At 68.5% G+C, this 25,559-nt stretch carries 22 protein-coding genes and 5 pseudogenes; 19 read left to right on the top strand and 8 right to left on the bottom strand.

What is annotated here, in order from left to right; all coding sequences use genetic code 11:
* The first annotated feature begins 51 nt into the window (after positions 1–51).
* A complete protein-coding gene (locus ASC98_RS22585; protein WP_056810652.1) occupies positions 52–1,005 on the top strand; it encodes a LysR family transcriptional regulator in 954 nt (317 codons plus the stop codon).
* 3 nt (positions 1,006–1,008) lie between these two features.
* Here ASC98_RS22585 and ASC98_RS22580 read toward each other — a convergent pair whose 3' ends face one another.
* Positions 1,009–2,511 (bottom strand): AMP nucleosidase, encoded by a 1,503-nt coding sequence (locus ASC98_RS22580; RefSeq protein ID WP_056810654.1) that lies wholly within the window; start codon positions 2,509–2,511, stop codon positions 1,009–1,011.
* Between the two features lie 108 nt (positions 2,512–2,619).
* Here ASC98_RS22580 and ASC98_RS22575 point away from each other — a divergent pair, with 108 nt between their 5' ends.
* Entirely contained in the window at positions 2,620–3,381 is a 762-nt protein-coding gene (locus ASC98_RS22575) for a hypothetical protein (protein WP_056810657.1), read from the top strand.
* Positions 3,382–3,387: 6 nt separating this feature from the next.
* Here ASC98_RS22575 and ASC98_RS22570 read toward each other — a convergent pair whose 3' ends face one another.
* Complete coding sequence (locus ASC98_RS22570) at positions 3,388–4,098, bottom strand: SDR family oxidoreductase (protein WP_056810659.1); 711 nt, start codon at positions 4,096–4,098, stop codon at positions 3,388–3,390.
* A gap of 129 nt (positions 4,099–4,227) precedes the next feature.
* On the opposite strand from ASC98_RS22570, the gene ASC98_RS22565 reads away from it, so the two are divergent.
* Positions 4,228–4,815, top strand: a complete 588-nt coding sequence (locus ASC98_RS22565) for a TetR/AcrR family transcriptional regulator (protein WP_056810662.1) — start codon at positions 4,228–4,230, stop codon at positions 4,813–4,815.
* A 26-nt stretch (positions 4,816–4,841) separates the two neighbouring features.
* Here ASC98_RS22565 and ASC98_RS22560 read toward each other — a convergent pair whose 3' ends face one another.
* Positions 4,842–6,767, bottom strand: a complete 1,926-nt coding sequence (locus ASC98_RS22560) for a M61 family metallopeptidase (protein WP_056810665.1) — start codon at positions 6,765–6,767, stop codon at positions 4,842–4,844.
* A 128-nt stretch (positions 6,768–6,895) separates the two neighbouring features.
* Here ASC98_RS22560 and ASC98_RS22555 point away from each other — a divergent pair, with 128 nt between their 5' ends.
* Entirely contained in the window at positions 6,896–8,062 is a 1,167-nt protein-coding gene (locus tag ASC98_RS22555) for a diguanylate cyclase (protein WP_056810667.1), read from the top strand.
* A 35-nt stretch (positions 8,063–8,097) separates the two neighbouring features.
* Here the strand turns inward: ASC98_RS22555 and ASC98_RS22550 are convergent, their stop codons facing one another.
* Positions 8,098–9,003, bottom strand: a complete 906-nt coding sequence (locus tag ASC98_RS22550; RefSeq protein WP_056810669.1) for an AraC family transcriptional regulator — start codon at positions 9,001–9,003, stop codon at positions 8,098–8,100.
* Positions 9,004–9,077: 74 nt separating this feature from the next.
* Between ASC98_RS22550 and ASC98_RS22545 the strand changes: the two genes are divergently transcribed.
* Positions 9,078–9,428, top strand: a complete 351-nt coding sequence (locus tag ASC98_RS22545; RefSeq protein WP_056810673.1) for a cupin domain-containing protein — start codon at positions 9,078–9,080, stop codon at positions 9,426–9,428.
* Between the two features lie 139 nt (positions 9,429–9,567).
* The gene (locus ASC98_RS22540; protein WP_157597987.1) at positions 9,568–9,906 is read left to right on the top strand and encodes a hypothetical protein; all 339 of its coding nucleotides are present in this window, start codon (positions 9,568–9,570) and stop codon (positions 9,904–9,906) included.
* Here ASC98_RS22540 and ASC98_RS22535 read toward each other — a convergent pair.
* Entirely contained in the window at positions 9,903–11,393 is a 1,491-nt protein-coding gene (locus ASC98_RS22535; RefSeq protein WP_056810677.1) for a deoxyribodipyrimidine photo-lyase, read from the bottom strand. The two genes, ASC98_RS22540 and ASC98_RS22535, sit on opposite strands and share 4 nt — an antisense overlap.
* A gap of 35 nt (positions 11,394–11,428) precedes the next feature.
* On the opposite strand from ASC98_RS22535, the gene ASC98_RS22530 reads away from it, so the two are divergent.
* The 9 genes and pseudogenes from ASC98_RS22530 to ASC98_RS32440 form a co-directional block, all read left to right on the top strand.
* A complete protein-coding gene (locus ASC98_RS22530) occupies positions 11,429–12,016 on the top strand; it encodes a YqgE/AlgH family protein (protein WP_056810679.1) in 588 nt (195 codons plus the stop codon).
* Positions 12,009–12,401: a Holliday junction resolvase RuvX gene (ruvX, locus tag ASC98_RS22525; RefSeq protein ID WP_056810682.1), complete on the top strand. Its 393-nt coding sequence runs from the start codon at positions 12,009–12,011 to the stop codon at positions 12,399–12,401. The genes ASC98_RS22530 and ruvX overlap by 8 nt, the downstream gene beginning before the upstream one ends.
* Positions 12,402–12,411: 10 nt before the next feature.
* Positions 12,412–12,912, top strand: a complete 501-nt coding sequence (pyrR, locus tag ASC98_RS22520; RefSeq protein ID WP_056810685.1) for a bifunctional pyr operon transcriptional regulator/uracil phosphoribosyltransferase PyrR — start codon at positions 12,412–12,414, stop codon at positions 12,910–12,912.
* Positions 12,912–13,874, top strand: a complete 963-nt coding sequence (locus ASC98_RS22515) for an aspartate carbamoyltransferase catalytic subunit (RefSeq protein WP_056810687.1) — start codon at positions 12,912–12,914, stop codon at positions 13,872–13,874. The genes pyrR and ASC98_RS22515 overlap by 1 nt, the downstream gene beginning before the upstream one ends.
* Positions 13,871–15,178 (top strand): dihydroorotase, encoded by a 1,308-nt coding sequence (locus ASC98_RS22510; RefSeq protein ID WP_056810691.1) that lies wholly within the window; start codon positions 13,871–13,873, stop codon positions 15,176–15,178. The genes ASC98_RS22515 and ASC98_RS22510 overlap by 4 nt, the downstream gene beginning before the upstream one ends.
* An 83-nt stretch (positions 15,179–15,261) precedes the next feature.
* On the top strand, positions 15,262–16,011 hold the full coding sequence (locus tag ASC98_RS22505) for a 1-acyl-sn-glycerol-3-phosphate acyltransferase (RefSeq protein WP_157597988.1): 750 nt from the start codon (positions 15,262–15,264) through the stop codon (positions 16,009–16,011).
* Between the two features lie 208 nt (positions 16,012–16,219).
* Positions 16,220–18,454 (top strand): annotated as a pseudogene (locus ASC98_RS32450) (hypothetical protein); the annotation flags it as partial.
* Between the two features lie 176 nt (positions 18,455–18,630).
* Positions 18,631–18,893 (top strand): annotated as a pseudogene (locus ASC98_RS32445) (RHS repeat protein); the annotation flags it as partial.
* 134 nt (positions 18,894–19,027) lie between these two features.
* Positions 19,028–19,789, top strand: a pseudogene (locus tag ASC98_RS32440) (hypothetical protein); the annotation flags it as partial.
* Between the two features lie 725 nt (positions 19,790–20,514).
* Here ASC98_RS32440 and ASC98_RS31865 read toward each other — a convergent pair.
* A pseudogene (locus ASC98_RS31865) lies at positions 20,515–20,623 on the bottom strand (ATP-grasp domain-containing protein); the annotation flags it as partial.
* 387 nt (positions 20,624–21,010) lie between these two features.
* Between ASC98_RS31865 and ASC98_RS32435 the strand changes: the two are divergent.
* Both ASC98_RS32435 and ASC98_RS30760 read left to right on the top strand, forming a co-directional pair.
* A complete protein-coding gene (locus ASC98_RS32435; RefSeq protein WP_369821165.1) occupies positions 21,011–21,850 on the top strand; it encodes an RHS repeat domain-containing protein in 840 nt (279 codons plus the stop codon).
* Positions 21,835–22,329: a hypothetical protein gene (locus tag ASC98_RS30760; protein WP_157597989.1), complete on the top strand. Its 495-nt coding sequence runs from the start codon at positions 21,835–21,837 to the stop codon at positions 22,327–22,329. The genes ASC98_RS32435 and ASC98_RS30760 overlap by 16 nt, the downstream gene beginning before the upstream one ends.
* A 190-nt stretch (positions 22,330–22,519) precedes the next feature.
* Here ASC98_RS30760 and ASC98_RS29765 read toward each other — a convergent pair whose 3' ends face one another.
* Positions 22,520–23,011 (bottom strand): helix-turn-helix domain-containing protein, encoded by a 492-nt coding sequence (locus ASC98_RS29765; protein ID WP_200953042.1) that lies wholly within the window; start codon positions 23,009–23,011, stop codon positions 22,520–22,522.
* 240 nt (positions 23,012–23,251) lie between these two features.
* Between ASC98_RS29765 and ASC98_RS31860 the strand changes: the two are divergent.
* A pseudogene (locus ASC98_RS31860) lies at positions 23,252–23,383 on the top strand (IS481 family transposase); the annotation flags it as partial.
* 194 nt (positions 23,384–23,577) lie between these two features.
* The gene (locus ASC98_RS22490) at positions 23,578–23,997 is read left to right on the top strand and encodes a hypothetical protein (RefSeq protein WP_157597991.1); all 420 of its coding nucleotides are present in this window, start codon (positions 23,578–23,580) and stop codon (positions 23,995–23,997) included.
* On the opposite strand, the gene garD is transcribed toward ASC98_RS22490, so the two are convergent.
* Positions 23,975–25,546 carry a galactarate dehydratase gene (gene garD, locus ASC98_RS22485; protein WP_056816081.1) on the bottom strand — a complete coding sequence of 524 codons (1,572 nt, stop codon included), beginning with the start codon at positions 25,544–25,546 and terminating at the stop codon, positions 23,975–23,977. The two genes, ASC98_RS22490 and garD, sit on opposite strands and share 23 nt — an antisense overlap.
* Positions 25,547–25,559 lie beyond the last annotated feature (13 nt).

Raw genomic sequence — 25,559 nt, 5'->3', positions numbered from 1 at the left:
CCTCAACGTAAGATGGTTGCTGGTTCATGAACTCATAACCTGAGGTTGAGAATGGACGCAGCGCAGCGGGTGCCGGCCATCCTGTCCTTCGTGCAGACCGCCGACCGCGGCAGCTTCGCCGCGGCGGCCAAGGCGTTGGGCATCTCGGGGGCGGCGGTCAGCAAGAACGTCGCGTCGCTGGAGGCTTCGCTCGGCGTGCGGCTGCTCAATCGCACGACGCGGGTGCAGCGGCTCACGAACGAGGGCGAGGCCTTCCTCGAGCGGGCACGCGTCGCGATCGACGCGCTGGACGCGGCGGTCGACGCGGTGGCGGCGCAGCGCGCCGAGCCGAGCGGCCGGGTGCGCATCTCGTGTGCGACCCACTACGGCCAGAGTTTCCTGCTGCCGCTGATGCCGGGCCTGCGGGCACGCCACCCGGGGCTGGTCGTGGACCTGGATTTCGACGACCGGCGGGTCGACCTGATCGCGCAGGGCTACGACCTCGCGCTGCGCGGCGGCCGTGCCACCGATTCGGGCCTGGTGTCGCGTCCGGTCGGTCGGCTCGAGATGGTGCTGGTGGCAACGCCGGCCTACCTGGCTGCCCGCGGCGTACCGCGCACCCGGGCCGACCTGCCGGTGCATGACGTCGCGCTGGTGCGTTTCCTGAGCGGCGAGGTCTCGCCATGGACCTTCCGCGAGCCGGACGGCTCGACCGTCGACTTCTGGCCCGAGCGCTGCGTGATGACGATCTCGACCGGCGCCGCGGTGGAGACGGCGCGCCTGGACCTGGGCATCGTGCAGGTCGGGCTGCCGCAGGCCTGGCCGCTGCTGAAGTCGGGCGAGCTGAAGGCGCTGTTCGTCGACGAGCACGTCGCCGGTGACCGCGAACTGGCGCTGCACTATCCGCACCGGGCGCTGGTCGCACCGCGGGTGCGGGCGACCGTCGATCACCTGGTGGCGCAGCTCGCCTCGGTCGAGGCGCTGCACGTCACGCGCGACGACCTGCGGCCGTACGCCGCGCAGTGAACGCTACTGGAACGCGACCTCCGCAAAGCTGCGCAGCTTGCGGCTGTGCAGCTGGTCCACCGTCTGCGCCCGCAGCAGCTCGACCGCACGCATGCCGATGCGCAGGTGCTGGTCGACGCGCTCGCGGTAGAAGTGGTTGGCCATCCCCGGCAGCTTGATCTCGCCGTGCAGCGGCTTGTCGCTGACGCACAGCAAGGTGCCGTAGGGCACGCGGAAACGGAAGCCGTTGGCCGCGATCGTCGCGCTCTCCATGTCGAGCGCCACTGCGCGGCTCTGGCTGAAGCGGCGTTCCGGCGTGCGCTGCGGCAGCAGCTCCCAGTTGCGGTTGTCGGTGGAGGCCACCGTGCCGGTGCGCAGGATGCGCTTCAGCTCGTAGCCGGTCAGCTGCGTGATGTCGGCCACCGCGGTCTGCAGTGCCACCTGGATCTCCGCCAGCGGCGGGATCGGCACCCACAGCGGCAGGTCTTCGTCGAGCACGTGGTCTTCGCGCACATAGCCGTGGGCCAGCACGTAGTCGCCCAGCGCCTGCGTGTTGCGCAGCCCGGCGCAGTGGCCCAGCATGATCCACGCATGCGGGCGCAGCACCGCGATGTGGTCGGTGATGGTCTTCGCGTTGGCCGGGCCGACGCCGATGTTGACCATCGTGATGCCGGCGCCGTCCTCGCGCACCAGGTGGTAGGCCGGCATCTGCGGCAGCCGCGGCGGGATCGAGCCGAGCTCGTCGCCCGGGCGGTGCGCGGTGCCGGTGCGCCGCGTGATCACGTTGCCCGGCTCGACGAACGCCAGGTACTCGCTCGCCGGATCGGCCATCGCCTCGTGGCCCAGGCGCACGAACTCGTCGATGTAGAACTGGTAGTTCGTGAACAGCACGAAATTCTGGAAGTGCTCCGGCGCGGTGCCGGTGTAGTGGCGCAGCCGGTGCAGCGAGTAGTCGACGCGCGGCGCGGTGAACAGCGACAGCGGGTGCGACTCGCCGGGCCGCGTCTCGTAGGTGCCGTTGGCGATCGCGTCGTCCATCGCGGCCAGGTCGGGCAGGTCGAACATGTCGCGCATCAGCAGCCGCCGCTCGGGGCCCAGGCTGCCTTCGAGGTGGTCGTGCTCGGCCAGCGAGAAGTGCACCGGGATCGGCTGGCTGCTGACGCCGACCTCGAGCGCGACGTTGTGGTTCTTCAGCAGCAGCCGGAACTGCTCGAGGTAGTAGCCGTTGAACAGGTCGGGCCGTGTCAGCGTGGTCTCGTAGGTGCCGGGGCCGGCGACGAAGCCGTAGCTCAGCCGCGAGTCGGCACGCGCGACGGTGTCGGTGTGCACGCGCACGAACGGGTAGCAGGCCCGCACATGCTCGGTCGGCGCGGTGCCCGCGACGAAGCTGTGCAACGCGCCGCGCAGCTGCGCCAGGCTCTGCTCGTAGATGGCCTTCACCTGCGCGAGCGCGGCGACCGGGTCGGTGAAGCGCTGGGTGGCGATGGGGACCGGGGGGCCGGCCGGCGGCGTGGGAGCAAGGGACATGGAGGGTTCCTGGAGCCGTTCGTGACTATTCTCGCGCGCCGCCATGTCCCGCGCCGCCCGGGGCTTCCTACAATTTGCGTCCATCAGAATCATTCGAGGAGGACGCTCATGCCCATCGCAGGCCTCGGGCTGCACATCGTCATTGCCCTGTTCTTCGCGGTCCACGCGGTGCGCAGCCGCCAGCAGACCTACTGGCTGTTCGTGCTGTTCTCGTTTCCCGGGCTCGGCAGCATCGTCTACTTCCTCGCGATCTACCTGCCCGATTCGCGGCTGGAACGCGGTGCGCGCAAGGCCATCGTCGCGGCGGTGAAATCGCTCGACCCGACGCGCGAGCTGCGCGATGCCCGGGCCGCCTTCGAGTACACGCCGACCGCGCAGAACCAGATGCGGCTCGCCGCGGCGCTGTACGACGCCGGCGAGTTCGACGAATCGGCGCAGACCTGGGAGGCCTGCCTGAAGGGCCCGTTCTCGACCGACCTGGAGATCCGCCGCGGCGCCGCGCGGGCCAGCTTCGCGCGCGAGCGCCCGCAGGAAGCCATCAGCCACCTGAACGCGATCCGCGCGCAGGATGCGAGCTTCCGCGAGGAAGAGATGTCGTTGCTGATGGCCCGCTCGCTGGCCGCGGCCGGCCGCCACGGCGAGGCGCGCGAGGCGTTCGAGCAGGCGGTGGCGCGCTTCGGCAGCTTCGAGGCGCGGGCCGAGTTCGCGATCTGGGCGCTGCTGCAGCGCGAGACCGAACTCGCCGCGCGGCTGCAGGTCGAGATCGAGCGCGCGACCGAGCGCTGGAACCGCCACACCCGCGAGCTGAACGCCGAGCTGATGCGGCGCCTGCGCCTGGCACGCGACCAGACCAGGACGCCGTCCGCCTGACCGGGCTCAGGCCGCCGCCGGTTCCCCCAGGTACACGCCGCGCGGCGCGGCCAGCCCCTGCCGCACGCCGCGGCTCAGGTCGTCGGCCAGCACCTCTTCGGCGCCGCTCGCGAGCGCGTCGATCACCTGCTGCGCGACCTGGTCCGGATCGGTCTTCGCCGCGTCCAGCCCCTTCGTCATGTCGGTGTCCATGTAGCCGACGTGCACCCCCACCACCTGCGTGCCCTGCGCGCGCAGTTCGCCGCGCAGCCCGTTGGTCAGCGACCAGGCGGCCGACTTGCTCGCGCTGTAGGTGGCAGCGCTCGGGATGCTGAGCCAGCTCAGCACCGACAGCACGTTGACGATCGCACCGCCGCCGTTGGCCTTCAGCACCGGCGCGAAAGCCTGGCTCAGCGCCAGCGGGCCGAAGAAGTTGGTCTCCATCTCGGCGCGTGCCGCGTCGGCACTGCCGGCCGCCAGCAGCGGCGAGCCGCGCGTGATGCCGGCGTTGTTGATCACGACGCTCACGTCCTGCAGGCGCGCGGTCGCGGCGGCGATGTCGCCGGCGTTCGTCACGTCGAGCTTGACCGCTTCGACGCCCGGCAGCGTGATGCCGGACGGGTCGCGGGCGGCGGCATAGACCTTCTTCGCGCCGGCGGCGAGCAGCTGCTTGACCAGCGACTTGCCGAGGCCGCGGTTGGCTCCGGTCACCAGGATGACGGCATTGCGGATGTTCATGGCGGGGTCCTTTCAGGGAACGTGAAACGTGTTTTACATGACGGTCGTCATGATTGAATTATATGACGCATATCATTTATCATGTCAAGCGGCGTCGTGAGCAACGCCGCACTCGAAAGGTCATCCCCGATGAAAGTCAGCCGTGAACAAGCCCTGCAGAACCGCGAACGGGTGCTGGAGGTCGCCGCGAAGCTGTTCCGCGAACGCGGCTTCGACGGCATCGGCGTGGCCGACCTGATGAAGGGCGCCGGCATGACGCACGGCGGCTTCTACGGCCAGTTCGGCTCGAAGGAAGACCTGATGGCCGAGGCCTGTTCGCGGGTGTTCGATGCGGGGGGGCAGCGCTGGCAGCGCGTCGTCGGCGACGCGGCGGCACGCGGCGAAGACGGCCTGGCCGTGCTGGCACGCAGCTACCTGTCGGTCGAGCACCGCGACGAACCCGGCGACGGCTGCGCGGTTGCGGCGCTCGGCGCGGAGGCCGCGCGCCAGGGGCCGGCACTGCGGGCCGCGTTCACCGCCGGGGTGCGCGGCGCGGTCGACTTCATCGCCGCGCTGGTCGGCGGGCGCAAGGCGCGGCGGCGCGAGCGCGCGATCGTCGCGTATGCCGCGATGATCGGCGCGCAGGTGCTGGCCCGCGCGGTCGACGACGAGGCCTTGTCGAACGAGATCCTGCAGGCGGTCGCGGCGGACCTCGCCGGCGAGCCGGCCGCCGCCTGACGCGGGTCAGCTCGACTCGACCGAACTCAGCGCAGCGGCGCGAACAGCGTCGCCAGGCGGTCGGGCGTGCCGTCGATGCGCTGCAGCGACGGGTAGCGCAGCCCGCCGCGCCACTCGATGCGCACGCTGCGGTACAGGTCGCCCGACTTCAGCAGCAGCTCGACCGGGTTGCCGTCCTTCGCGGCGGTGACGGCCTCCTTCAGCAGGTCTTCGGTGTACGCGCGGCCGTTGACGGCCAGCAGCGTCGCGCCCGGCGCCATGCCGGCGTCGAAGGCCGGGCTGCCCCAGTTCACGTTGCGCACCTTCGCGGCCTCGCCGATGTCGAAGCCGAGCGAGTAGTTGAAATCGGCCACCTTGTAGGCCGCCATCCGGGCCTTGTAGTGCTCGCTCGGCTTGTCGCTCCACGCGAGCTTCCAGCCGGCGGCGGCGATGCCACCGGTCGGCGCCGGCCGGTCGTGCGTGTCCAGCCGCTGCCGCAGGAAGCCGGCCCAGTCGTAGGCCTGCACGCGGTTCAGCTCCCGCACCACGTCGTCGAAGCCGTAGGTCAGCGGCTGCACGCGCTTCGGCTCGGCACCGAAGAAGGCCCGCGCGAAGTCGTCGAGCGAGCGCTTGCCATTCGAGCGCTCGCGGATCAGCATGTCGGCCTCCAGCCAGATCAGGCGCGATTCGTCGTAGTAGTCGGCGGAGCGCTGCCACGAGGTCCAGTCGCGGCGGCCGCGCGTGGCCCACAGCAGCGGTTCGTTGGTGGTGTCCTGCAGGCTGCGCCAGGCACGGCCGGCGCGGGCGTCGAGCAAGGCCGCGGTCTCGGCCAGGTCGTCGCGCGCATCGGCCGCACTGACCAGGCCGGAGCGGGCAGCCAGCACCGCGCCCCAGTACTGCGTCTGGCCTTCGTAGACCCACAGCAGGCTGTCGCGCATCGGCGTATTGAAATGCGGCGTCCACAGGTCGGCCGGGCGGCGGAACTTGCCGTTCCACGAATGGGTGTACTCGTGCGGCAGCAGGTCGCGCCCGACCGAACCCTTGCTCCACTCGGTGAAGTAGCCGGGCTTCACGCCGTTCTCGCTGGACTGGTGGTGCTCCAGTCCGATGCGGCCGAACTGGTCGCTGAGCGCCAGCAGGAACTCGTAGTGCGTGAAGTGCCGCGACGCGAACACCTTGTCGGCCTGCGTGACGAGCGCGCGGTGCGCCGCCAGCTGCTCCGGGCTGATGACACCCTGCGACGCCCGGTCGGCGACGACGTTCAGGAACACCGGTGCGCGGCCGGCGGCGCGCGCGCCGGGGTCGAGGTCCAGGCGCTGCAGGTGGCGGCCGGCGAACACCGGCGAATCGACCAGCGTGTCGAGGTCGGTGGCCTTGAAGGAGAAGGTCGACCCGCGGGCGGTGGCCGCGCCCTGCGAAGCCAGCTCCAGCGCGGTGCCGGCCAGCCAGCCGGCGGGCAGCGTCAGACTGGGCTGCACGGTGATCTTCGCGGCGGCATGGCCGGCCGGGTACAGCACGACGGCGTTCCATTGCACGCCGAGCATGTCGGGCGTGACGACCGGCCGTTCGTCGCCGGGCTCGAGCGGCGTCAGGAACTGGAACTCGATGTCGAGCGACGTCGCGCCGGCCGGCACCTCGACGTGGAAGGCCGCGCTGTCGACCCCATCGCGCACCCAGGCGACCGGCTTGCCGCCGGCGCTGAGCTGCAGGCCGCTCAGCTGCGCGAGGGCTGCGCTCGGCGAATGCGTGCCGGGCAGCCAGCGCGGGTAGTACAGCGCGAGCGGGCCGGGCGAGACGGGAATCGTCTCGCGCACGCGGAAGATCTTGCGGTCGAGGTCGGTGGCATCCACCGCGAGGCTGATCACGCCCGGGTAGGGCGCGTCGCTCAAGGCCGGCAGGGTTTGCGCGGCGGCGAGCGGGGCAAGGGTGGCCAGGCTGATGGCGGCCACCGCGGTGCGAAGGGTCGGGTTCATCGGGGTCCTGTGAGTTGGACCGAAGACGATAAGCGAAAACTTCGTCACGCTGCCGCTGCCTGAAGCGGCAGGACGCAGCGATGCGCCCGGATCCGTGGCGACAATCCACCGTCGCAGCCTTCGCCGCCATGGACCCCGCCACCGTCATCCTGATGCTCGCCATCCACCTGCTTGCCAGCGGAGGCCTGATGGCGCTGGTGTGGCGGCGCATGCCCGGGGCACCGGGTCTCGGGCGGTGGGCGGTCGCAAGCGGCTTGTTCGGTCTCGCCTACCTGGCACGGCTGGTCGGCCTGCTCCAGGGTGTCAACCTGCTCGGCCTCGGCTCCGACGGCGTGTTGCTGTTGGCGGTGCTGCTGTTCGGCGATGGCGTGCGCGAGTTCGTCGGCCGCGCGCCCATGCCCGCGCGTCGCGTCGCCTTGCTGGCGGTGGTGCTGTTCGGAACCGAGGTGGCCGTTGCCGTGGCTGGCGGTGCGCAAGCGCGTTACATCGCGCTCAGCGTGCTGCTCGGCACCCAGTATGCGTTGATCGGCTGGACGCTGGCCGTCGAACGCCGCAACCAGACGGTGCCGCTGCAGGCGCCGCTCACGATACTGGCGTTCATCGTCAGTGCCCTCGCGGCGACGACGCTGCTGCGCGCCGTCGACATCGCGGTGCGTGGCATGCCGGTCGTGTTCCATGGGACCCTGGCGCAGGTCTACTACCTCTACTCGTCGGTGGCCGCGGTCGTCACCGCGCTGACGCTGGTGTGGATGCTGCTGCTGCGCCTGAACGGCCAACTGAGCGAGATGGCCACGCGCGATGCGCTGACCGGGGTCTTCAACCGCAACGGCCTCGTGCGGGCGCTCAAGCAGCACTTCGACCAGCGCCAGGCCGCGCCGCTGACGCTGCTGCTGCTCGACATCGACCACTTCAAGCGCATCAACGACACGCTCGGCCACGCGACCGGCGACGCGGTGCTGCAGGGTGTGGCCCGTGAGCTGACGACGCAGCTGCGCGTCGGCGATTTCGTCGCGCGCCTCGGTGGCGACGAGTTCCTGATCGGTTGCGTGGGTGCCGATCAGGCGACCGCCCTGGCGCTGGCCGGGCGGCTGCACAGCGGCGTCGGCCGCTTGCAGGTGCCGGCCGCGAACGGCGCAGGCGTCGCGGCCTGCACGATCAGCCTCGGGCTGTCTGCCGCGTTCGATCGTTTCGACGCCTGGGAGCCGGCGGCGCAGCAGGCCGACCGGGCGCTGTACCGCGCAAAGGCAGCAGGTCGCGACGGCGTGCAATCGCACTGGGTGACGCTCGGGACCTGAGCCATGGCCACCGACCCGATGCTGCAGATGCGGGCCTACACCGAGCTGGCGGAGGCGGTGCCCGCGCCGCCGTCGGCCCTCGCCTGAGCGCCCATCTGGCGCAGCCAGGCGCCGGGCGCCAGCCCGGTCGCGCCCTTGAAGCGGCGGCTGAAATGGCTCTGGTCCGCAAAGCCGGCGTCCAGCGCCGCGAGCGCCGGCGCGATGCCGGCCAGCAACAGGCGCTTCGCGTGCTCGAGCCGCACCGCATTCAGGTAGACGTGCGGCGGCACGCCGAAGTGCTGCGCGAAGGCGCGGCTCAGGTGCACGCGCGACAACCCGGCTTCGCGGGCGAGTTCGCTGACCGACAGGTCGCGCGACGCGTGCGCGCGGATGTGGTCGCGCACGCGCAGCATGCGCTGCGAGCCGGCGGCCAGCGGCCGGGCGTCGCCCGCCGGCGTCTCGCCATGCCGTTGCAGCAGGCGCACCAGCACCTCGGTGGTCAGGGCCTCGCCGCGCAGCGACTCCTGCGGCTGGCCGATGGCGGCCATCGCGCGCTGCAGCGCGGCGGCGGCCTGCGGGTCGTGCACCACCGGCTGGCGGAAGAAGCTGCTGGCGCGCGTGCCGGCGTCGCGCTGCAGGTGGCGCGGCAGCGCGGCCGGGTCGACATAGAGGATCGCGTAGCCGAAGCCTTCGTCGGTGCCGCGCTGCCCGTCGTGGGCCTCGTCGGGGTTGAACAGCAGCAGGTCGCCCGGCAGGCTGGCGTGGGCCGCACCGCGGCAGTGGAAGGTCTGCACCCCGCTGTGCGTGACGCCGATGGCGTACTGCGCGTGGCTGTGCCGCTCGAAGACGTGCTCGGTGAAATGCGCCTGCATCAGCGTGATGTCGGGCGTGGCGCCCGGCTGGAAACGGGCCCAGTCGGAGGCGTTCGGGGCGCCGGGGCCGCCGGAAGGCGCGGTGATCATGCGACAAGCGTACAAGACCCGCGCGGCACTCGCCGGCAGACTGCGTGCGGTTTCACTCTGCACGCCAGGCTTCCATGAACGCGATCGACCTGCACGACAAGCTCGAGCTCTTCCACGACCACTGGGCACCGCGCACCGTGGCCGAATACAACGGCCACGACGTGATGGTGGTCAAGGTGGCCGGCGAGTACCGCTGGCACGCGCACCCCGACACCGACGATTTCTTCCTGGTGCTGAAGGGCCGGCTGCACATCGACCTGCCGGACGGCACGGTCACGCTCGGGCCGGGGCAGATGTTCATCGTGCCGCGCGGCGTGCAGCACCGGCCGTGGGCCGACGAGGAGACGCACATGCTGCTGATCGAGCCGACCGGCACGCCGAACAGCGGCGACGTGGCGACGGCGGCGCCGCGGCGCGTGCTGTGATGGCGTGACGGTGGCAGACAAAGCGCCCACGCCGGCGGCCGCACGGAACTGACGCGCCGACGCGGTCACCCACCGCCGATCGTCAACGCGCAGCGGGAGTCTTCTGGTGGGAATCGGCCCTTTCGGCGGCGTCAAGGGCGTGAGCGATCCGCTGCCCGACCGGCCCGCGCCGCCGCGGCAGGCTTACCTGGTCGTGAGGTTCAGCCGCGGGCGCTGCGGGGCGCGGACCACGGTCGCTGAGGCCTGCTTCGATGGCGCCGACGGGCAGGGGGTCGACGCGCTGGCGGACATCGTCGGCTCCGACGTTTCGGGCGACGAGGACGTGTCCGTCGCCGCGCCGCGCCGCCGCGCGCGGGGTGGCGTCAGCCGGGCCAGCGGGGCGCCTCGCGGCGGACAGCGCCGGCGCCAAGGGCGCGGCGACCAGCGGGGGCGCGAGGCGCCGGCGTTTGACGAGGCGGACGACGACGACGGCGCCTAAGCCTCCGCGCTGCCGGCGTCCTTCACCACGGCATAGCGCGCCAGCGTGCGCTCGCGCGCCTCGTCGTGCATCACGATCGGCAGCGGGTAGTTGTCGCCCAGCCGCACGCCGGCCTCGGCCAGCTCGATCGGCCGCGCCAGCCACGGCGCGTGGATCGCCTTGTCGGACAGCCTGGCCAGCACCGGCAGATAGCGTCGGATGAACTTGCCGGCGGCGTCGAACTTCTCGCTCTGGCTCACCGGGTTGAAGATGCGGAAGTAGGGCTGCGCATCGCAGCCGGTCGACGCGGCCCACTGCCAGCCGCCGTTGTTGGCCGCGAGGTCGTAGTCGTTCAGGTGCTGCGCAAAGTAGCGCTCGCCCCAGCGCCAGTCGATGCCCAGGTCCTTGGTCAGGAAGCTCGCCACCACCATGCGCAGCCGGTTGTGCATGTAGCCGGTCTGGTTGATCTGTGCCATCGCGGCGTCGACCAGCGGGTAGCCGGTGCGGCCCTCGCACCAGGCGTCGAACAGTGTGTGGGCCTGCTTGCCGTGCTCCCAACGGATCGCGTCGTAGGCCGGCTTGAAGGCCGCGCCGACCACCCGCGGGTGGTGGTGCAGCACCTGGTGGTAGAAATCGCGCCACACCAGTTCCGACAGCCACACCGCCGCGCCGGCCGAGCCGTGGTGCATGCGCTGTGCCGCCTCGCGCGCCAGCGTGCGGATCGAGACGGTGCCGAAGCGCAGGTGCATCGACAGGTAACTCGGCCCTTTGACCGCCGGGAAATCGCGCGCCTCGCCGTAGCGCTCGATGCGCGGCAAAAAGTCGTCGAGCAGCGCCTGCGCGCCGGCCTCGCCGACGCCCTGTTGCAGCTCGCGCAGGTTTGTCGGCTCGAAGCCGATGTCGGCCAGCGACGGGATGTCGCCGGCGACATCGTCGGCCGGCGGCGCCAGCCGGTGCGCGTAGCGTTCCACCGGGTACGCGCTGACATAGAACGGCTCCAGCTTGCGCAGCCAGGCGTTCTTGTACGGCGTGAACACGCTGTAGGACTTGCCGCTGCCGGTCAGCAGCTCGTTGCGCTCGAACACCACGTGGTCCTTGCCGGTGTGCAGCGCGATGCCCAGGTCGGCCAGCGTGCCGCGCACCCGGGCGTCGCGCGCGAGCGAGGCCGGCTCGTCGTCGTGGTTGGCGTACACCGCCTGCACGTGCAGCTCGCGGGCCAGGCGCGGCAGTTCGTCGACCGCGACACCATGGCGCACCAGCAGGCCCGCGGCGCCGGGCGCCAGCGCCCGCAGCCGGGCGTCGAGCGCGGCCAGGCTGTCGCGGATGAACTCCACCCGCCGGTCGGCGCGCGGCAGCGCATCGAGGATCTCGCGGTCGAGGATGAAGCCGCACCAGACCTTGCGCGCGGCCTTCAGCGCATGGAACAGCGCGGCGTGGTCCTCGGCGCGCAGGTCACGCCGGAACCACACCAGCGCCGAGTCCAGCGACGGCTCTGTAACCTTTTCCATCGGGCGAGTGTGCCGCAGTCATAAAATGCCGCCCTATGCCTGCCGCGACCATCAACCTGACCAACCAGTTCCTGATCGCCATGCCGGGCATGGCCGACGACACCTTCGCCGGCGCGGTGATCTACCTGTGCGAGCACACCGAGAAGGGCGCGCTCGGCCTGGTGATCAACAAACCGATCGACATCAAGCTGAAGAACCTGTTCGAGAAGGTCGAGCTGACCCTCGACCGGGCGGACCTGGCCGACGTGCCGGTCTACTTCGGCGGCCCGGTGCAGACCGAGCGCGGCTTCGTGCTGCACGAGCGGCTGGGCGGCGAAGCGGGCGAGGGCGGGCACTACAACTCGTCGCTGCAGATCCCCGGCGGGCTCGAGATGACCACCAGCAAGGACGTGCTGGAGGCGCTGTCGCACGGCGCCGGTCCGAAGAAGATCCTCGTGACGCTCGGCTACAGCGGCTGGAGCGCCGGCCAGCTCGAGGAAGAGATCGGCCGCAACGGCTGGATCAACGTCAGCGCCGAGCCCGGCATCATCTTCGACACGCCGGTCGAGCAGCGCTACGACAAGGCGCTGTCGCTGCTGGGCATCGACCCGCGCATGCTCTCGCAAGAGGCGGGGCATGCATGAGGCGGCCCGTTCGTTCCTGGCCTTCGACTTCGGCACGCTGCGCGTTGGCGTGGCCACCGGCAACACCGTGACGCGCACCGCGACGCCGCTTCGCACCGTGGCAGCGGTCGGCGATGCGCGTTTCGCGGCCCTCGGCAAGCTGATCGCCGAATGGCAGCCCAGCGCGCTGGTCGTCGGCGTACCGGTGCACCCCGACGGCGCGCCGCACGAGAACACCGTGCGCGCGCAGCGCTTCGCACGCCAGCTGCACGGCCGCTTCCGGCTGCCGGTGCACGAGGTCGACGAGCGCTACACCACCACCGAGGCCCATGCGATGGGGGCGAGCGACGTCGATGCGACGTCGGCGGCCATCATCCTGGAGCAGTACCTGCGAGCACTTCCTTGAGGACCACCTGATGGGCACACTGCATCTCGACGCCGAAGCGTTGTACAAGGACCTGCAAGCGGTCGTGCGCAACCTGCTGCAACCCGACACCGTGCTGGTCGGCATCTGGTCCGGCGGCGCCTGGCTGGCCGAGCGGTTGCACGAGCAACTGAAGCTGCCGGGCGAGATCGGCGTGATCTCGAGCGCCTTGCACCGCGACGATTTCGCGTCGCGCGGCATGTCGAGCGCCGACCCGACGCGGCTGCCGTTCGAGGTCGACGGCCGACCGGTGCTGCTGATCGACGATGTGCTCTACACCGGCCGCACGACGCGCGCGGTCATCAACGAACTGTTCGACTTCGGTCGGCCGGCCAGCGTCACGCTGGCGGTGCTGGTCGACCGCGGCGGGCGCGAGCTCCCGATCCAACCGGCGTACTCGGCGGCGCGCATCACGCTGCCGCGCGAGCAGCGCCTTCGTCTCGCCCGCGACGACGAAGGCCGATTCACCTTCGACATCCAGGAAGGCAGCTGATGCTCTCGAAGCGAAACCCGCAACTCAACGCGCACGGTGAACTGATCCACCTGCTCTCGATCGAGGGCCTGCCGCGTGCGGTGATCCACCACATCCTCGACACCGCCGGCACCTTCCTGAGCGTCAACGACCGCGACGTGAAGAAGGTGCCGCTGCTGCGCGGCAAGAGCGTGTTCAACCTGTTCTTCGAGAACAGCACGCGCACCCGCACCACCTTCGAGATCGCCGCCAAGCGGCTGTCGGCCGACGTGATCAACCTCGACATCGCCAAGTCGAGCGCGGCCAAGGGCGAGAGCCTGCTCGACACCATCGCCAACCTGTCGGCGATGCATGCCGACATGTTCGTCGTGCGGCACGGCGAGAGCGGCGCACCCTACCTGATCGCGCAGCACTGCGCGCCGCACGTGCATGTGGTAAACGCCGGCGACGGCCGCCATGCGCACCCGACGCAGGGGCTGCTGGACATGTACACGATCCGGCACTTCAAGAAGGACTTCAGCAACCTGACGGTCGCGATCGTCGGCGACATCCTGCACTCGCGGGTCGCGCGCTCCGACATCCACGCGCTGACCACGCTGGGCGTGCCCGAGATCCGCGCGGTCGGCCCGAAGACGCTGGTGCCGGCCGACCTGAAGGAGATGGGCGTGCGGGTGTGCCACGACATGGCCGAGGGCATCCGCGGCGCCGACGTGATCATCATGCTGCGCCTGCAGAACGAGCGCATGAGCGGCGCGATGCTGCCGAGCGCCGGCGAGTTCTTCAAGAACTACGGGCTCACCGACGAGAAGCTCGCGCTGGCCAAGCCCGACGCGATCGTGATGCACCCGGGGCCGATCAACCGCGGCGTCGAGATCGATTCGTCGGTGGCCGACGGCAAGCAGAGCGTGATCCTGCCGCAGGTCACCTTCGGCATCGCGGTGCGCATGGCCGTGATGTCCACCATCGCCGGAAACAACGCATGAAACTCCTGATCAAGAACGGCCGCCTGATCGACCCGGCGTCGGGGCTGGACCAGACCGGCGACATCGCGATCGCGGCCGGCCGCATCGTCTCGCTCGGCAGCGTCAGCGCCGATTTCCATGCGAGCCGGACCATCGACGCGAGCGGCCTCGTCGTCGCACCCGGACTGGTCGACCTGGCGGCGCGCTTGCGCGAGCCGGGGCACGAGCACGAAGGCATGCTCGAGTCGGAGATGGCCGCGGCAGTGGCCGGCGGCGTGACCAGCCTGGTGTGCCCGCCCGACACCGACCCGCCGCTCGACGAGCCGGGCCTGGTCGAGATGCTGAAGTTCCGCGCGCGCAACCTGAACCACGCGCACCTGTACCCGCTGGGCGCGCTGACGCGCGGGTTGGCCGGCGAGGCCATCACCGAGATGGCCGAGCTGACGGAGGCCGGCTGCGTCGGCTTCTCGCAGGCCGACGCGCCGCTGACCGACACGCTGGTGCTGCAGCGCTCGATGCAATACGCCGCCACCTTCGGATACACCGTGTGGCTGCGGCCGCAGGATGCGCACCTGGGCAAGGGCGTGGCCGCGAGCGGCGCGCTGGCGACACGGCTCGGCCTGTCGGGCGTGCCGGTGATCGCCGAGACGATCGCGCTGCATGTCATCTTCGAGCTGATGCGGGTGACCGGTGCGCGCGTGCACCTGTGCCGCCTGAGCAGTGCGGCCGGCATCGCGCTGGTGCGGCAGGCCAAGGACGAAGGACTGCCGGTCACCTGCGACGTGAGCGTCAACCACCTGCACCTGACCGATGTCGACATCGGCTACTTCAATGCCGCGATGCGGCTGACGCCGCCGCTGCGCCAGCAGCGCGACCGCGACGCGATCCGCGCCGGGCTGGCCGACGGCACGGTCGATGCGCTGGTCAGCGACCACACGCCGGTCGACGAGGACAACAAGAACTTGCCGTTCGCCGAAGCCGAGCCGGGCTCGACCGGGCTGGAGCTGCTGCTGAGCCTGGCGCTGAAATGGGGCGACGAGCAGCGGCTGCCGCTCACGACGACGCTGGCGCGCATGACCTGCGATCCGGTGCGGGTGCTCGGCGAGAGCCTGGGTTCGCTCGGCTCGAGCGCGGGGCGGCTGGTGCAGGGCGGCATGGCCGACCTGTGCCTGTTCGACCCGAGTGCGCGCTGGACGGTGGAGCCGGCGAAGTTCCGCAGCCAGGGCCGGCATTCGCCGTTCTCGGGCTACGAGCTGCCGGGTCGGGTGGCCACGACCCTGGTGGCCGGGCAGGTGGCGTTCGAAGCCGAGCCCGGCGCGCGGTAGATGACAGCCCCCACGTCGCTTCGCTCCTGCCCCCCGAGGGGGTGCTCAGCCGCCTTGAGGCGGCTCGGCGCCGGCTGACCCCCGTGCGGACACTGCGCGCCGCCTGGCGCATCGTGGCCTGCCTGGCGCACGTGCTGCGCGGGGTGCTGATCTGCGCCTTCATCTTCCCGTTCCTGAGCCCGGCGCGTCGCGTTGCGCGGGTCGGGCCGTGGTGCGCGGCGATGTTGCGGCGGCTGGGCATTCGCGTCGTCGTGCAGGGCGAGGTGCATGCGGCGCCGGTGATGGTCGTCGCGAACCACGTGTCCTGGATCGACATCCTTGCGATCAACGCGGCCTGCACCGCGCGCTTCGTCTCGAAGGCCGACATCCGCCAGTGGCCGGTGATCGGCTGGCTGACGGCATGCGGCGGCACGCTGTTCATCGAGCGCGAGCGCAAGCGCGACGCGATGCGCGTGGTGCACCAGGTGGCCGAAGCGCTGCAGGGCGGCGACGTGATCGCGGTGTTTCCGGAGGGAACGACCAGCGACGGGCACGGCGTGCTGCCGTTCCACGCGAACCTGCTGCAGGCGGCGATCACGACCGGCACGCCGGTGCAGCCGGTCGCGCTGCGCTATGCGGATGCGACGCATGCGGTGAGCCCGGCGGCGGCCTACATCGGCGACACCAGCCTGCTGCAATCGCTGTGGTGGGTGGTGATGGCCGAGGGCCTGACGGCGCAGGTGACGGTGCTGCCGGCGCATTACTCGGCGCATGCGCAGCGGCGGGAGTTGTCGGAGGCGGTGCGGGCGGGGATTGTGAGTTCGATGGGGAATCCGGATGGTTCCCGCAGCTGAAGTGCGGTGGATCTGCACCGTTCGGCACCGGAGTGACGCTTGCGTTCCGTGAGGAATTGGCGAATCGTCAACGATTGTCGGAGGGCTCCGACAAGCACTTGTTCCTGTCACTCCGTTCCCGTCTAATGCGGCGGCTCGCGTTGAAGAAGTCTCCCGAAGAAGTACCGGGCGCGAAGCAAAGATGCATTGAGGTCGACGAGGAGGACTCATGGGAAGCCGTTGGAGGCTCCACCAGTTTGGTGGGGCGCGGGTGTGTGCGCTGGTGTTGAGCGCGTTGTTGATGGTGGCCTTGCGCGTGGGCGCGGCCGAAGTGGTGCCACCGCAGGTGCAGTGGCAGAACAACAAGGCGGTGCCGCCGGAGCTGGTCGACGGTTCGGCCCCTGACCATATCGCAGCCTGTGCACAGGCCTACAGCAAGCCGTGTGTGCAGGAGATCCGGTACTACCACCAACCTCCGGCCTACCAGGAGGCGATGTGCCGTGCGCCGTACATCCCGCAGTACCTGCCGCAGTCGGGCGTGTGCATAGAGACGTACGCGCTGGGCTACCCCGATTCGGGGTGGAATTACTACGTGTACTCAGCGTACTGGATCTATGACGTGATCCCGGTGACGTGTCCGGCCAACTCGACGAAAGGCTCCGACTGCTCCTGCAACGAAGGCTACACGGCCGACGGCACGACGAATCAGTGCGTGCCGATGATCGAGGTGCCGAAGGCGAGCGCACCGCCGCCGCCGGAGTGCGAGGTGTGCAAGGGCAATCCGATCTTGCCGCTGCGTGGCGTCAAGCGCGAGGTGGTGGACACGGGCCTGGCGATCGGCAACACGACGCTGCAGTTCACCTACGACAACACCGGCCGGATCCCCAAGGTGTGGGCCAACCCGCCCGTCGACCAAGCGAGCAAGGCACCACGCCATGGCCCGCTGGGCAGCGCAATGTGGTTTGGCAACCTGCACCGCAGCGTGGCGCCGATGAGGAGCGGCGACAGCGCGTCGCCCAGGCTGCCGAACCCGATGGTGTTCGACCGCGGCACGGGTGTTTCCAAGACGATGACCAGCACGGGAGGCGCGGCGCCAGAGGCGGAGCCTGGGAACGGAGATCGGTTCGTCACGCTGGTTGATGGCAGCATCCTCTACACCGATAGCACGAACAACGTGCAGGAGACGTACACGAGTGCGGGCCGACTGACGGCGATGGCTTGGCCCGACCGCACGCGCATCGACTTCAGCTACAGCGACGCGTCGACGCCCACGAGCGTGGCGCCGTTCCCCGGCTTGCTGATCCAGGCGATCGACAACCGCGGGCACAGCGTGAGCTTCGCGTACACGGCCGGGCCGGACAGCAGCGCGCGGTTGGGCACGATCACGGATGCGGGCGGGCAGGTGACGACGCTGGTCTTCGACGGCCAGGACAACCTGGCCGGCATCGCCTGGCCCGACGGGACGACGAAGACGCTTCTGTACGAGCGCACGGATCTGCCATGGGCACTGACCGGTGTGACCGACGAGCGCGGCGTGCGGTATTCGACTTTCGGGTACGACGCAGAAGGGCGGGCGATCAGCACCGAGCACGCCAACGGCGTGGACCGGTACACGGTGAGCTACGCGACCCCGCCGAGCGTCCGCGTGACGGAGCAGCGCGACGGCGGCTACCTGGCCCGGTCCTATGACTGGATCGCCCCGCAAGGCATGGTGATGACGGAGCCGAGCGGGCAGACGACGACGTGGAGCTCGCTGAGCCTGAACGGCAAGAACTACTTTGCTGATCAGGCCCAGCCGGCCGGAGCGGGCAGCCTGCAGAGCAGCCGCAGCCAGAGTTACGACGCGAACGGCAACATCGCGAGCCGCGACAACTTCAACGGCACACGCAGCTGCTACCTGAACGACCTCGTGCGCAACGTGGCGACGGCAGCGGTGGCAGGACTGAGCCCGGGTCAGAACTGCGCGGCGGTGACGACGACGAACGCCGGGTTGCCGGCCGGCGCGGTGAAGACCAGCACGCAGTGGCACCCGGACTGGAGCCTGCCGATCAGGGTGGCGACACCCGGGCAGATCACGACGAGCGTCTACAACGGCCAGCCCGATCCGCTCAACGCCAACGCGGTGGCAAGTTGTGCACCGACCGCGGCAAGACTGCTGGACGGCCAGCCGATCGCCGCGCTGTGCAAGCGGGTGACGCAGGCGACGACGGATGCCGACGGCCACCTCGGCTTCTCCGCCACGCGGCAGGCCGGCACCCTCGACACGGTGCAGACCTGGACGTACGACGTGGACGGCCGGGTGCTGAGCTCGACCGACAGCGACACCGACACGACCACCTTGGCGTACCACGCCGAGACGAACGAGGACCACCAGCGTGGGGACCTGAAGTCGATCACGACCTCGCTCGGCAAGGTGACGACATTCGACCGCTACAACCGCTACGGCCAGGTGCTGCAGAGCACGGACCCGCAGGGGATCGTGACGGTGAACACCTATGACCTGCGGCAACGGCTGCTGACGAACACCGTTGGCGCAGAGACGACCACGTATGCCTACGACGAAGCCGGTCAGCTGAAGAAGGTCACGTTCGACAACGGCAGCTGGGTGGGCTTCGACTACGACGGTGCCCACCGGCAGGNCGACCACGTATGCCTACGACGAAGCCGGTCAGCTGAAGAAGGTCACGTTCGACAACGGCAGCTGGGTGGGCTTCGACTACGACGGTGCCCACCGGCAGGTGGCGGCGTACGACCACAAGGCCAACCGCATCGACTACGTGCTCGACAACGCGGGCAACAAGACCGACGAGCACGTGCAGGACCCGGCCGGCTCGCTCAAGCGCGGGCTGACCCGGGCGATGGATGTACTGGGCCGCGCCCAGCAGCGCACGGGCAGGGAGTGAGCACATGAACAAGACGACGATGAACCGCCACCTGATTGCCGGCGCAGCGGCGGCGTTGCTGAGCGCGCCTCCGCTGCGCCTGGCCGCGGCGGCTCCNGGCCGCGCCCAGCAGCGCACGGGCAGGGAGTGAGCACATGAACAAGACGACGATGAACCGCCACCTGATTGCCGGCGCAGCGGCGGCGTTGCTGAGCGCGCCTGCGGCCTTCGCACAAGTGCCGCTTCCGCCGGTGTCTGCGACCCCGGTGACGACCTATGAATACGACGCCGGGGGCAACCCGACCAAGACCACCAGGGCACCCGACAGCCTGAATCTGCAGAACAAGGCAGCCTACGACCCGCTGGGCCGGGTGAAGGAGTTGACCGACCCGAAGAACGGCAAGACCGCGATCGAGTACGACGGCGGCGGGCGGCCCACCAAGGTGACCGACCCGCGCAGCCTGGTCACGCAGTACCCGCGCAACGGCTTCGGCGACGCCACGCAGTTGATCAGCCCGGACACCGGCATCACCAACATCACATACGACGCGGCCCGGCGGCTGAAGACCCGCACCGACAGCCGCGGGGTGACGGAAACCTACACCTACGACCTCGAAGGCCGGTTGACCAGCGTCGTCTACACGCAGAGCGGACAACCCAGCCAGACCACCACGTGGAGCTGGGACCTGACCGGCCCGGACTACACCTACAGCATCGGCCACGTGAGCCGTGTGGATCACCCGAGCGGCTTTGCCCGCTTTCGATACGACCCGCGAGGCCGGATCACCGAGACCGTGCAGTCGGTGAACGCGAAGGCCGGTGCGAACACGGTGCCGATCCTGACGACGGTGAAGTACGCCTACTCGCACGGCGACCTGATGAGCATCACCTACCCGTCGGGGCGGCAGCTGATCCTCNATCCTCGAGCCGCTGTACAGCATCACCGGCCGCGCCTGAGCCGGATCGATCACCCGAGCGGCTTCGCCCGCTTCCGGTACGACCCGCGGGGCCGGATCACCGAGACCGTGCAGTCGGTGAACGCGAAGGCCGGTGCGAACACGGTGCCGATCCTGACGACGGTGAAGTACGCCTACTCGCACGGCGACCTGATGAGCATCACCTACCCGTCGGGGCGGCAGCTGATCCTCACGCGCGACGTCGGTGAACTCATCGGCATGAGCCTGGCGCAGACGGCAGGCGGCACGCCCATCCCGCTGATCAGCAACGTGAAGTGGGAACCCTTTGGCCCGGTGAGCGGCTGGGACTGGCACATGGCCAGCGGCCTGGTGAACCACACGAGGCTGTTCGACCTGAGCGGGCGCATCGTGCGCTACCCGCTGGGCAACGTGCTGCGCGACGTGAGCTACGACGCGGCGGACCGCATCACCGGCTTCTCGCACCTGCTGGCCAGCGACGGTACGCCGCAACCGGCGCTGAACCAGGGCTTCGCTTACGACGAGAACAGCCGGCTGACCAGCATCGTCACGTCGGCAGCGAGCTGGGCGATCGCCTATGACCCGAACGGCAACCGCACCAGCGTGAGCCTGAACGGCATCCCGAGCACCTACAACACCGAGGCGACGAGCAACCGGCTGAGCAGCATCACGAACCCGGCACGCAGCTTCAGTTACGACAACGCCAAGACCTTCAGGATCTTGTCGGGCGTGTTGTGGGCCACCTCTTCGATGTCCATGCCGCCTTCGCTGCTGGCCATCATCCGCCGCCCGCACCCACTGGAAAGGCCGCTGAAGNCGATCGCCTATGACCCGAACGGCAACCGCACCAGCGTGAGCCTGAACGGCATCCCGAGCACCTACAACACCGAGGCGACGAGCAACCGGCTGAGCAGCATCACGAACCCGGCCCGCAGCTTCGGCTACGACAACGCCGGCAACACGACCAGCGACAGCGCGGCGTACACGGCGACCTACGGCCTGAACGGCTCGATCGCGAGCATCACGAAGGTGGGCGTGACCGGCAGCTACGACTACGATGCAAGCAGACGGCGCATCCGCAAGGTGACGAGCGGCGAGGTCGTGGTCTTCGTGTACGACCTCGAAGGTCAACTGCTGGGCGAATACGACCAGACGGGCCAGGCGATCCGCGAGTACGTGTGGCTGGACAACATCCCGGTGGCGATGTTCATGCCGGACCCGGCCAACGCGAGCGGCCCGCCGCTCATCGCCTACATCCACGCCGATCACCTGAATGCACCGAGGGTGGTGGTGGACACCAGCAACCGGGTGCGTTGGCATTGGCTGGCCGAGCCCTTCGGGACGACGGCGCCGGCGAACAATCCGAGCGGGCTGGGCATTTTCACGCAGAACCTGAGGTTCCCGGGGCAGTATGCGGATGCGGAGAGTGGGCTTTGGTACAACTACTTCCGCTACTACGAGTCGGGCGAGGGGCGGTATATACAAAGCGATCCGATTGGATTTTCCGCAGGCGACCTTAGTCTCTATTATTATGTTGGCGGGAATCCTTTAACCTATGCCGACACGGCCGGTCTTGCAAAGATCGTCGGACGGCCCGATGGATTTCAAGAGGGGCTGGCTTGGGCAAGAAAATACAAGGATTTATTCGCCTACAATGATCTCATGCGGAAGCGGATAATTGCGCAGTGCAAGAATGACGGCGGAAAAGTGCTTCGTCGATTCGACAACTGGGTCATAAAGATCGACCCAAATATTGATGATCCGCTGCGACGGGCACGAGAGAATTTTGCTATAACGAATTATTCTTCGCAAACCTCCCAATTCAATTTAGCTTTTTTTAATACTGTCGCGACGGACCCGGGGCAGGGATTGATATTTGCTCACGAATTTCGGCATCTGATGCCAGGGAACCATACGATCAACGGATCGTCTACACTCGGTAGTGTGCTCTCAGGACAATCAGGAAAATCTCCCGCCGAGCAGGATGCAGATAGTTGGGCAAAAGAATTTTTGAGAGGAGCATGCACGTGCGAAAGCCAGTGAAGTTGAATGCCATCATAGGCACCTTTGTGCTGCTTTCGAGTACCTTGTGTTTTGCGGGCTCGAAGGAAAATATTGAGTATGTCAGTTTATTTGGTGAAAGAGTAATGGTGCTGGGCTTAGGCCTCAAGACCGTTAGGTTATTGGATCTCGAGTATCCATTGTTGAGGTGCCCTAAAGGGGATCGTTATATTTGCGTCAAGTCGGAAGTTTTGACCTTTGCCATCCCAAGGGCGGGTGTGTGGCCAAGCGCGTGGGATTACGATAATGCGCAATATATCGTGCTGAAAGAGGATAATTTGGCATTCAACGGCGAATCGCTTAATTATAAGGTTATCCGCCAGACGTGGCGCGGCCAAGTGGTGGATTATATATATTCGGCGAAGCGAGGCGTCATTGCAATTAAGGCAAAGGATGGCGAGCAGTTAACCTTGAGTACCGCTTGCGGCTTTGCTGCTGCATCAACGAATCGCTGCCAATAGAGGGGCGTCTCAAAGCTGAAGTGCAACACCCGGCCGCATCAATGCGTGAGTTGACGCTGAGTCGGCGTTGAGTATGGCGTCGAATGTCCGGATCGGCGAATCCCAGTTGTGCGTAGCCCGAGGCCGGTTGTTCGTCTCGTCGGCGATGGCATCAAGTTCGTCCTGGCTGAACACCGACAGTGCCCGGGCATCACTCGGTCCTCCACTTCGGGCGGGAGCACGTGGATGTTGAGCATCTCGGCGATCTGCCCGCGCCGGTCCTGGCCCGCAGACCGCGGTCTGCGGGTGCTCTTGCTCTGACGCAGGCAACTGATGAGCTGGCGGCGCAACTCGCCGCTGGCGTGCGCGTAGATCGCGTGTAGATCGTCTCGTGCGAGACCTGCATGTCGGGTTCGTCGGGCCACATGCGCACCAGTGTGCATGCGATCTGGCCAGGCGACCAACGCCACGACAGGCATGTCTTGACCACCAGCCACAGCTTGCCTTCGCGGTATAGCTTCGGCCAAGGCCGCCCCGCTTGGCGGCGGGTCTGCGCCATACGTTGCGCTCGGGCCGACGCGTACGCCTTCCTCTGCTCCGTGTTGCGTTGCGGCTCCCGGCTCACTGTGCTAGCCGAGCGGTCAATTGCACGGGCTATGGCCCTCACTCCAAAGCCTTGCTGCCGCTGGCTCGCAATGCTCATGCGATCTTCTGGCTGCAATTGCTGATTTCGTCTTTTGCATTCCTTGACCTTACCCGTTGGCAAGGTGTTGCACTTCAGACTGGAGACGGCCCAGGTCCGGCAATCGCCTCTTGTCGATGACGATGTCGGCCCGGCGCTACAACTTCACCAGGGCCCCAGTGCGCAAGTGGGAAGGGCTGGGAAGCGCCTGCTGACCTGAGCCGCCGCCCTCGCAAGCTGAGCACCACGCTGTCGGCCGGCGAGGAGGCTGTGGTGTTCGAGTTGCGCCGCATGCTGTTGCTGCCGCTGAACGACTTGATCGTCATCACGCGCGAGTTCATCAATGCGGACGTTTCCCGCTCGGCGCTGAATCGCTGGCGATGTTCACGCCGGTCGATCACGCACGCCTGCGCGGGGCGTCTCAAGCAAGTCGACCGATGCAGCCGCTGACGGTTTCAGGGCTGCGAAGCGGAGCGCCTGTTCATCAAGCGCACGTCCTAAGGGTTTGCGAGACCCTCCCATCTGCATACTTTCTGCATCATCGATTCGGACAGTCGAGCTCTCCACAACCACCAGGGAGCAGATCGATGTCATCACATGAACCCCCCGAGGAGGAACGCCGCGGCCCCTCCGGATTGACGGTGCTGGAACTGGCTGCACTCCTCCCACCGCTCGAGCCGCTGCCGCCTCCACCGCTGTTCGAGCCCGATCCGCCGCCGACCCTGTGGCGCGTGATTCCCCGGTTGCTGTTCAGCATCGTCCTCGGCGTTCTCGCCGCGATGCATGCCGGCATCTTCTTTTATCGCGATGAGGAACCCTTCAACCAGCTCCACTGCCTGGAACTCGTCAACAGCTCCGGCATCTTCGCCATCACCGCGGTGCTCTGCGCACTGGCCGGCGCCGGGCTGCTGTCGAAGCTCAAGCAGGCGTTGCGCGATCGTCGCGAAGGCCGCCTCGACAGCCATCGCGACAGCGCCGCACCATTCAGGTCACCGGGGCCGGGTTGAACAGCACCAGCGCGTTGTGAAGCTTCCAGCGCTCGGCCCAGGTCTTCGTGCGGCCGCTGGCCACGTCGAGCATCAGGCGGAACAGTTCCCAGCCCACGTCTTCGATGCTGGCGTCGCCATCGGCGATGCGCCCGGCGTTGACGTCCATCAGGTCGTGCCAGCGCCGTGCCAGGTCGCTGCGGGTCGCCACCTTGATCACCGGGCACTCCGCCAGCCCATACGGCGTGCCGCGGCCGGTCGTGAAGATGTGCAGGTTCATGCCGGCCGCCAGTTGCAGCGTGCCGCAGATGAAGTCGCTGGCCGGCGTGGCCGCGTAGGTCAGGCCCTTGGTGGCCAGCTTCTCGCCGGGTGACAGCACGCCGGTGATCGGCGCGCTGCCGCTCTTGACGATCGAGCCCATCGCCTTCTCGACGATGTTCGACAGCCCGCCCTTCTTGTTGCCCGGCGTCGTGTTCGCGCTGCGGTCGACGCGGCCCTTCTGCAGATAGGCGTCGTACCACGCCATCTCGCGCACCATCGCCTCGGCGATCTCCGGTGTTGCCGCACGCGCGGTGAGCTGCGCGATGCCGTCGCGCACCTCGGTGGTCTCCGAGAACATCACGCTGGCGCCGGCACGCACCAGCAGGTCGGTCGCAAAGCCCACCGCCGGGTTGGCGGTGACGCCGCTGAAGGCATCGCTGCCGCCGCACTGCACGCCCACCACCAGGTCGCTGGCCGGGCAGGTCTCGCGGCGGCGGCTGTTCAGCCGCTCCAGGTGCGCGCGCGCGGTCGTCATGATCGAGTCGATCATCGACATGAAGCCGACATGCGCCTCGGCCTGCAGGCACACCACGTCCAGCGCGTCGGCTGCCGTTGCGGCACCGCGCTCGTCGCGGATCGAGATCGTGCCCGGCGGCAGCAGCCGCTCGGGCTGCAGCTTCTCGCAGCCCAGGCTGACCACCATCACCTCGCCGCCGAAGTTCGGGTTCAGGCTGATGTTGCGGAGCGTGCGGATCGGGATGATGGCGTCGGGCGCATCGATCGCCACGCCGCAGCCGTAGGTGTGCTCCAGCCCCACCACGTCGTCGACGTTCGGGTAGCGCGGCAGCAGCTCGGCCTTGATGCGCTGCACCGCAAAATCGACGACGCCCGCCACGCACTGCACCGTCGTCGTGATCGCGAGGATGTTGCGCGTGCCGACCGAGCCGTCGGCATTGCGAAACCCCTCGAAGGTGTAGCCGTCGAGCGGCGGCATCGGAGGCGCGGCGCGCGTGGCCATCGGCAGGCCGGTGAGCTCGCGTGCCTCGGGCATCTGCAGCAGCCGCTCGTGCACCCAGCTGCCGGCCGGGATGTCCTTGGCCGCGAGGCCGATGCTGACGTGGTAACGCAGCACCGGCGCGCCGGCCGGCAGGTCGACCAGAGCCACCTTGTGGCCCTGCGGCACCGCATCGCGCAGCACCAGGCCGCCGTCCAGCACCGTGCCGGCGGGAAGCCCGCCGTCGTTGGCCACGATCGCGACGTTGTCGAGATCGTGCATCTTGATCGTCAGCGGTTTCTTCACCTCGGCCATGCTGCTCACCTGT

Source organism: Rhizobacter sp. Root1238 (assembly GCF_001425825.1).
In the GTDB taxonomy this organism is placed as follows: Bacteria; Pseudomonadota; Gammaproteobacteria; order Burkholderiales; family Burkholderiaceae_C; genus Rhizobacter.
Note: the sequence above shows the minus strand (reverse complement) of the source record. Positions and strands in the feature narration are given on the sequence as shown.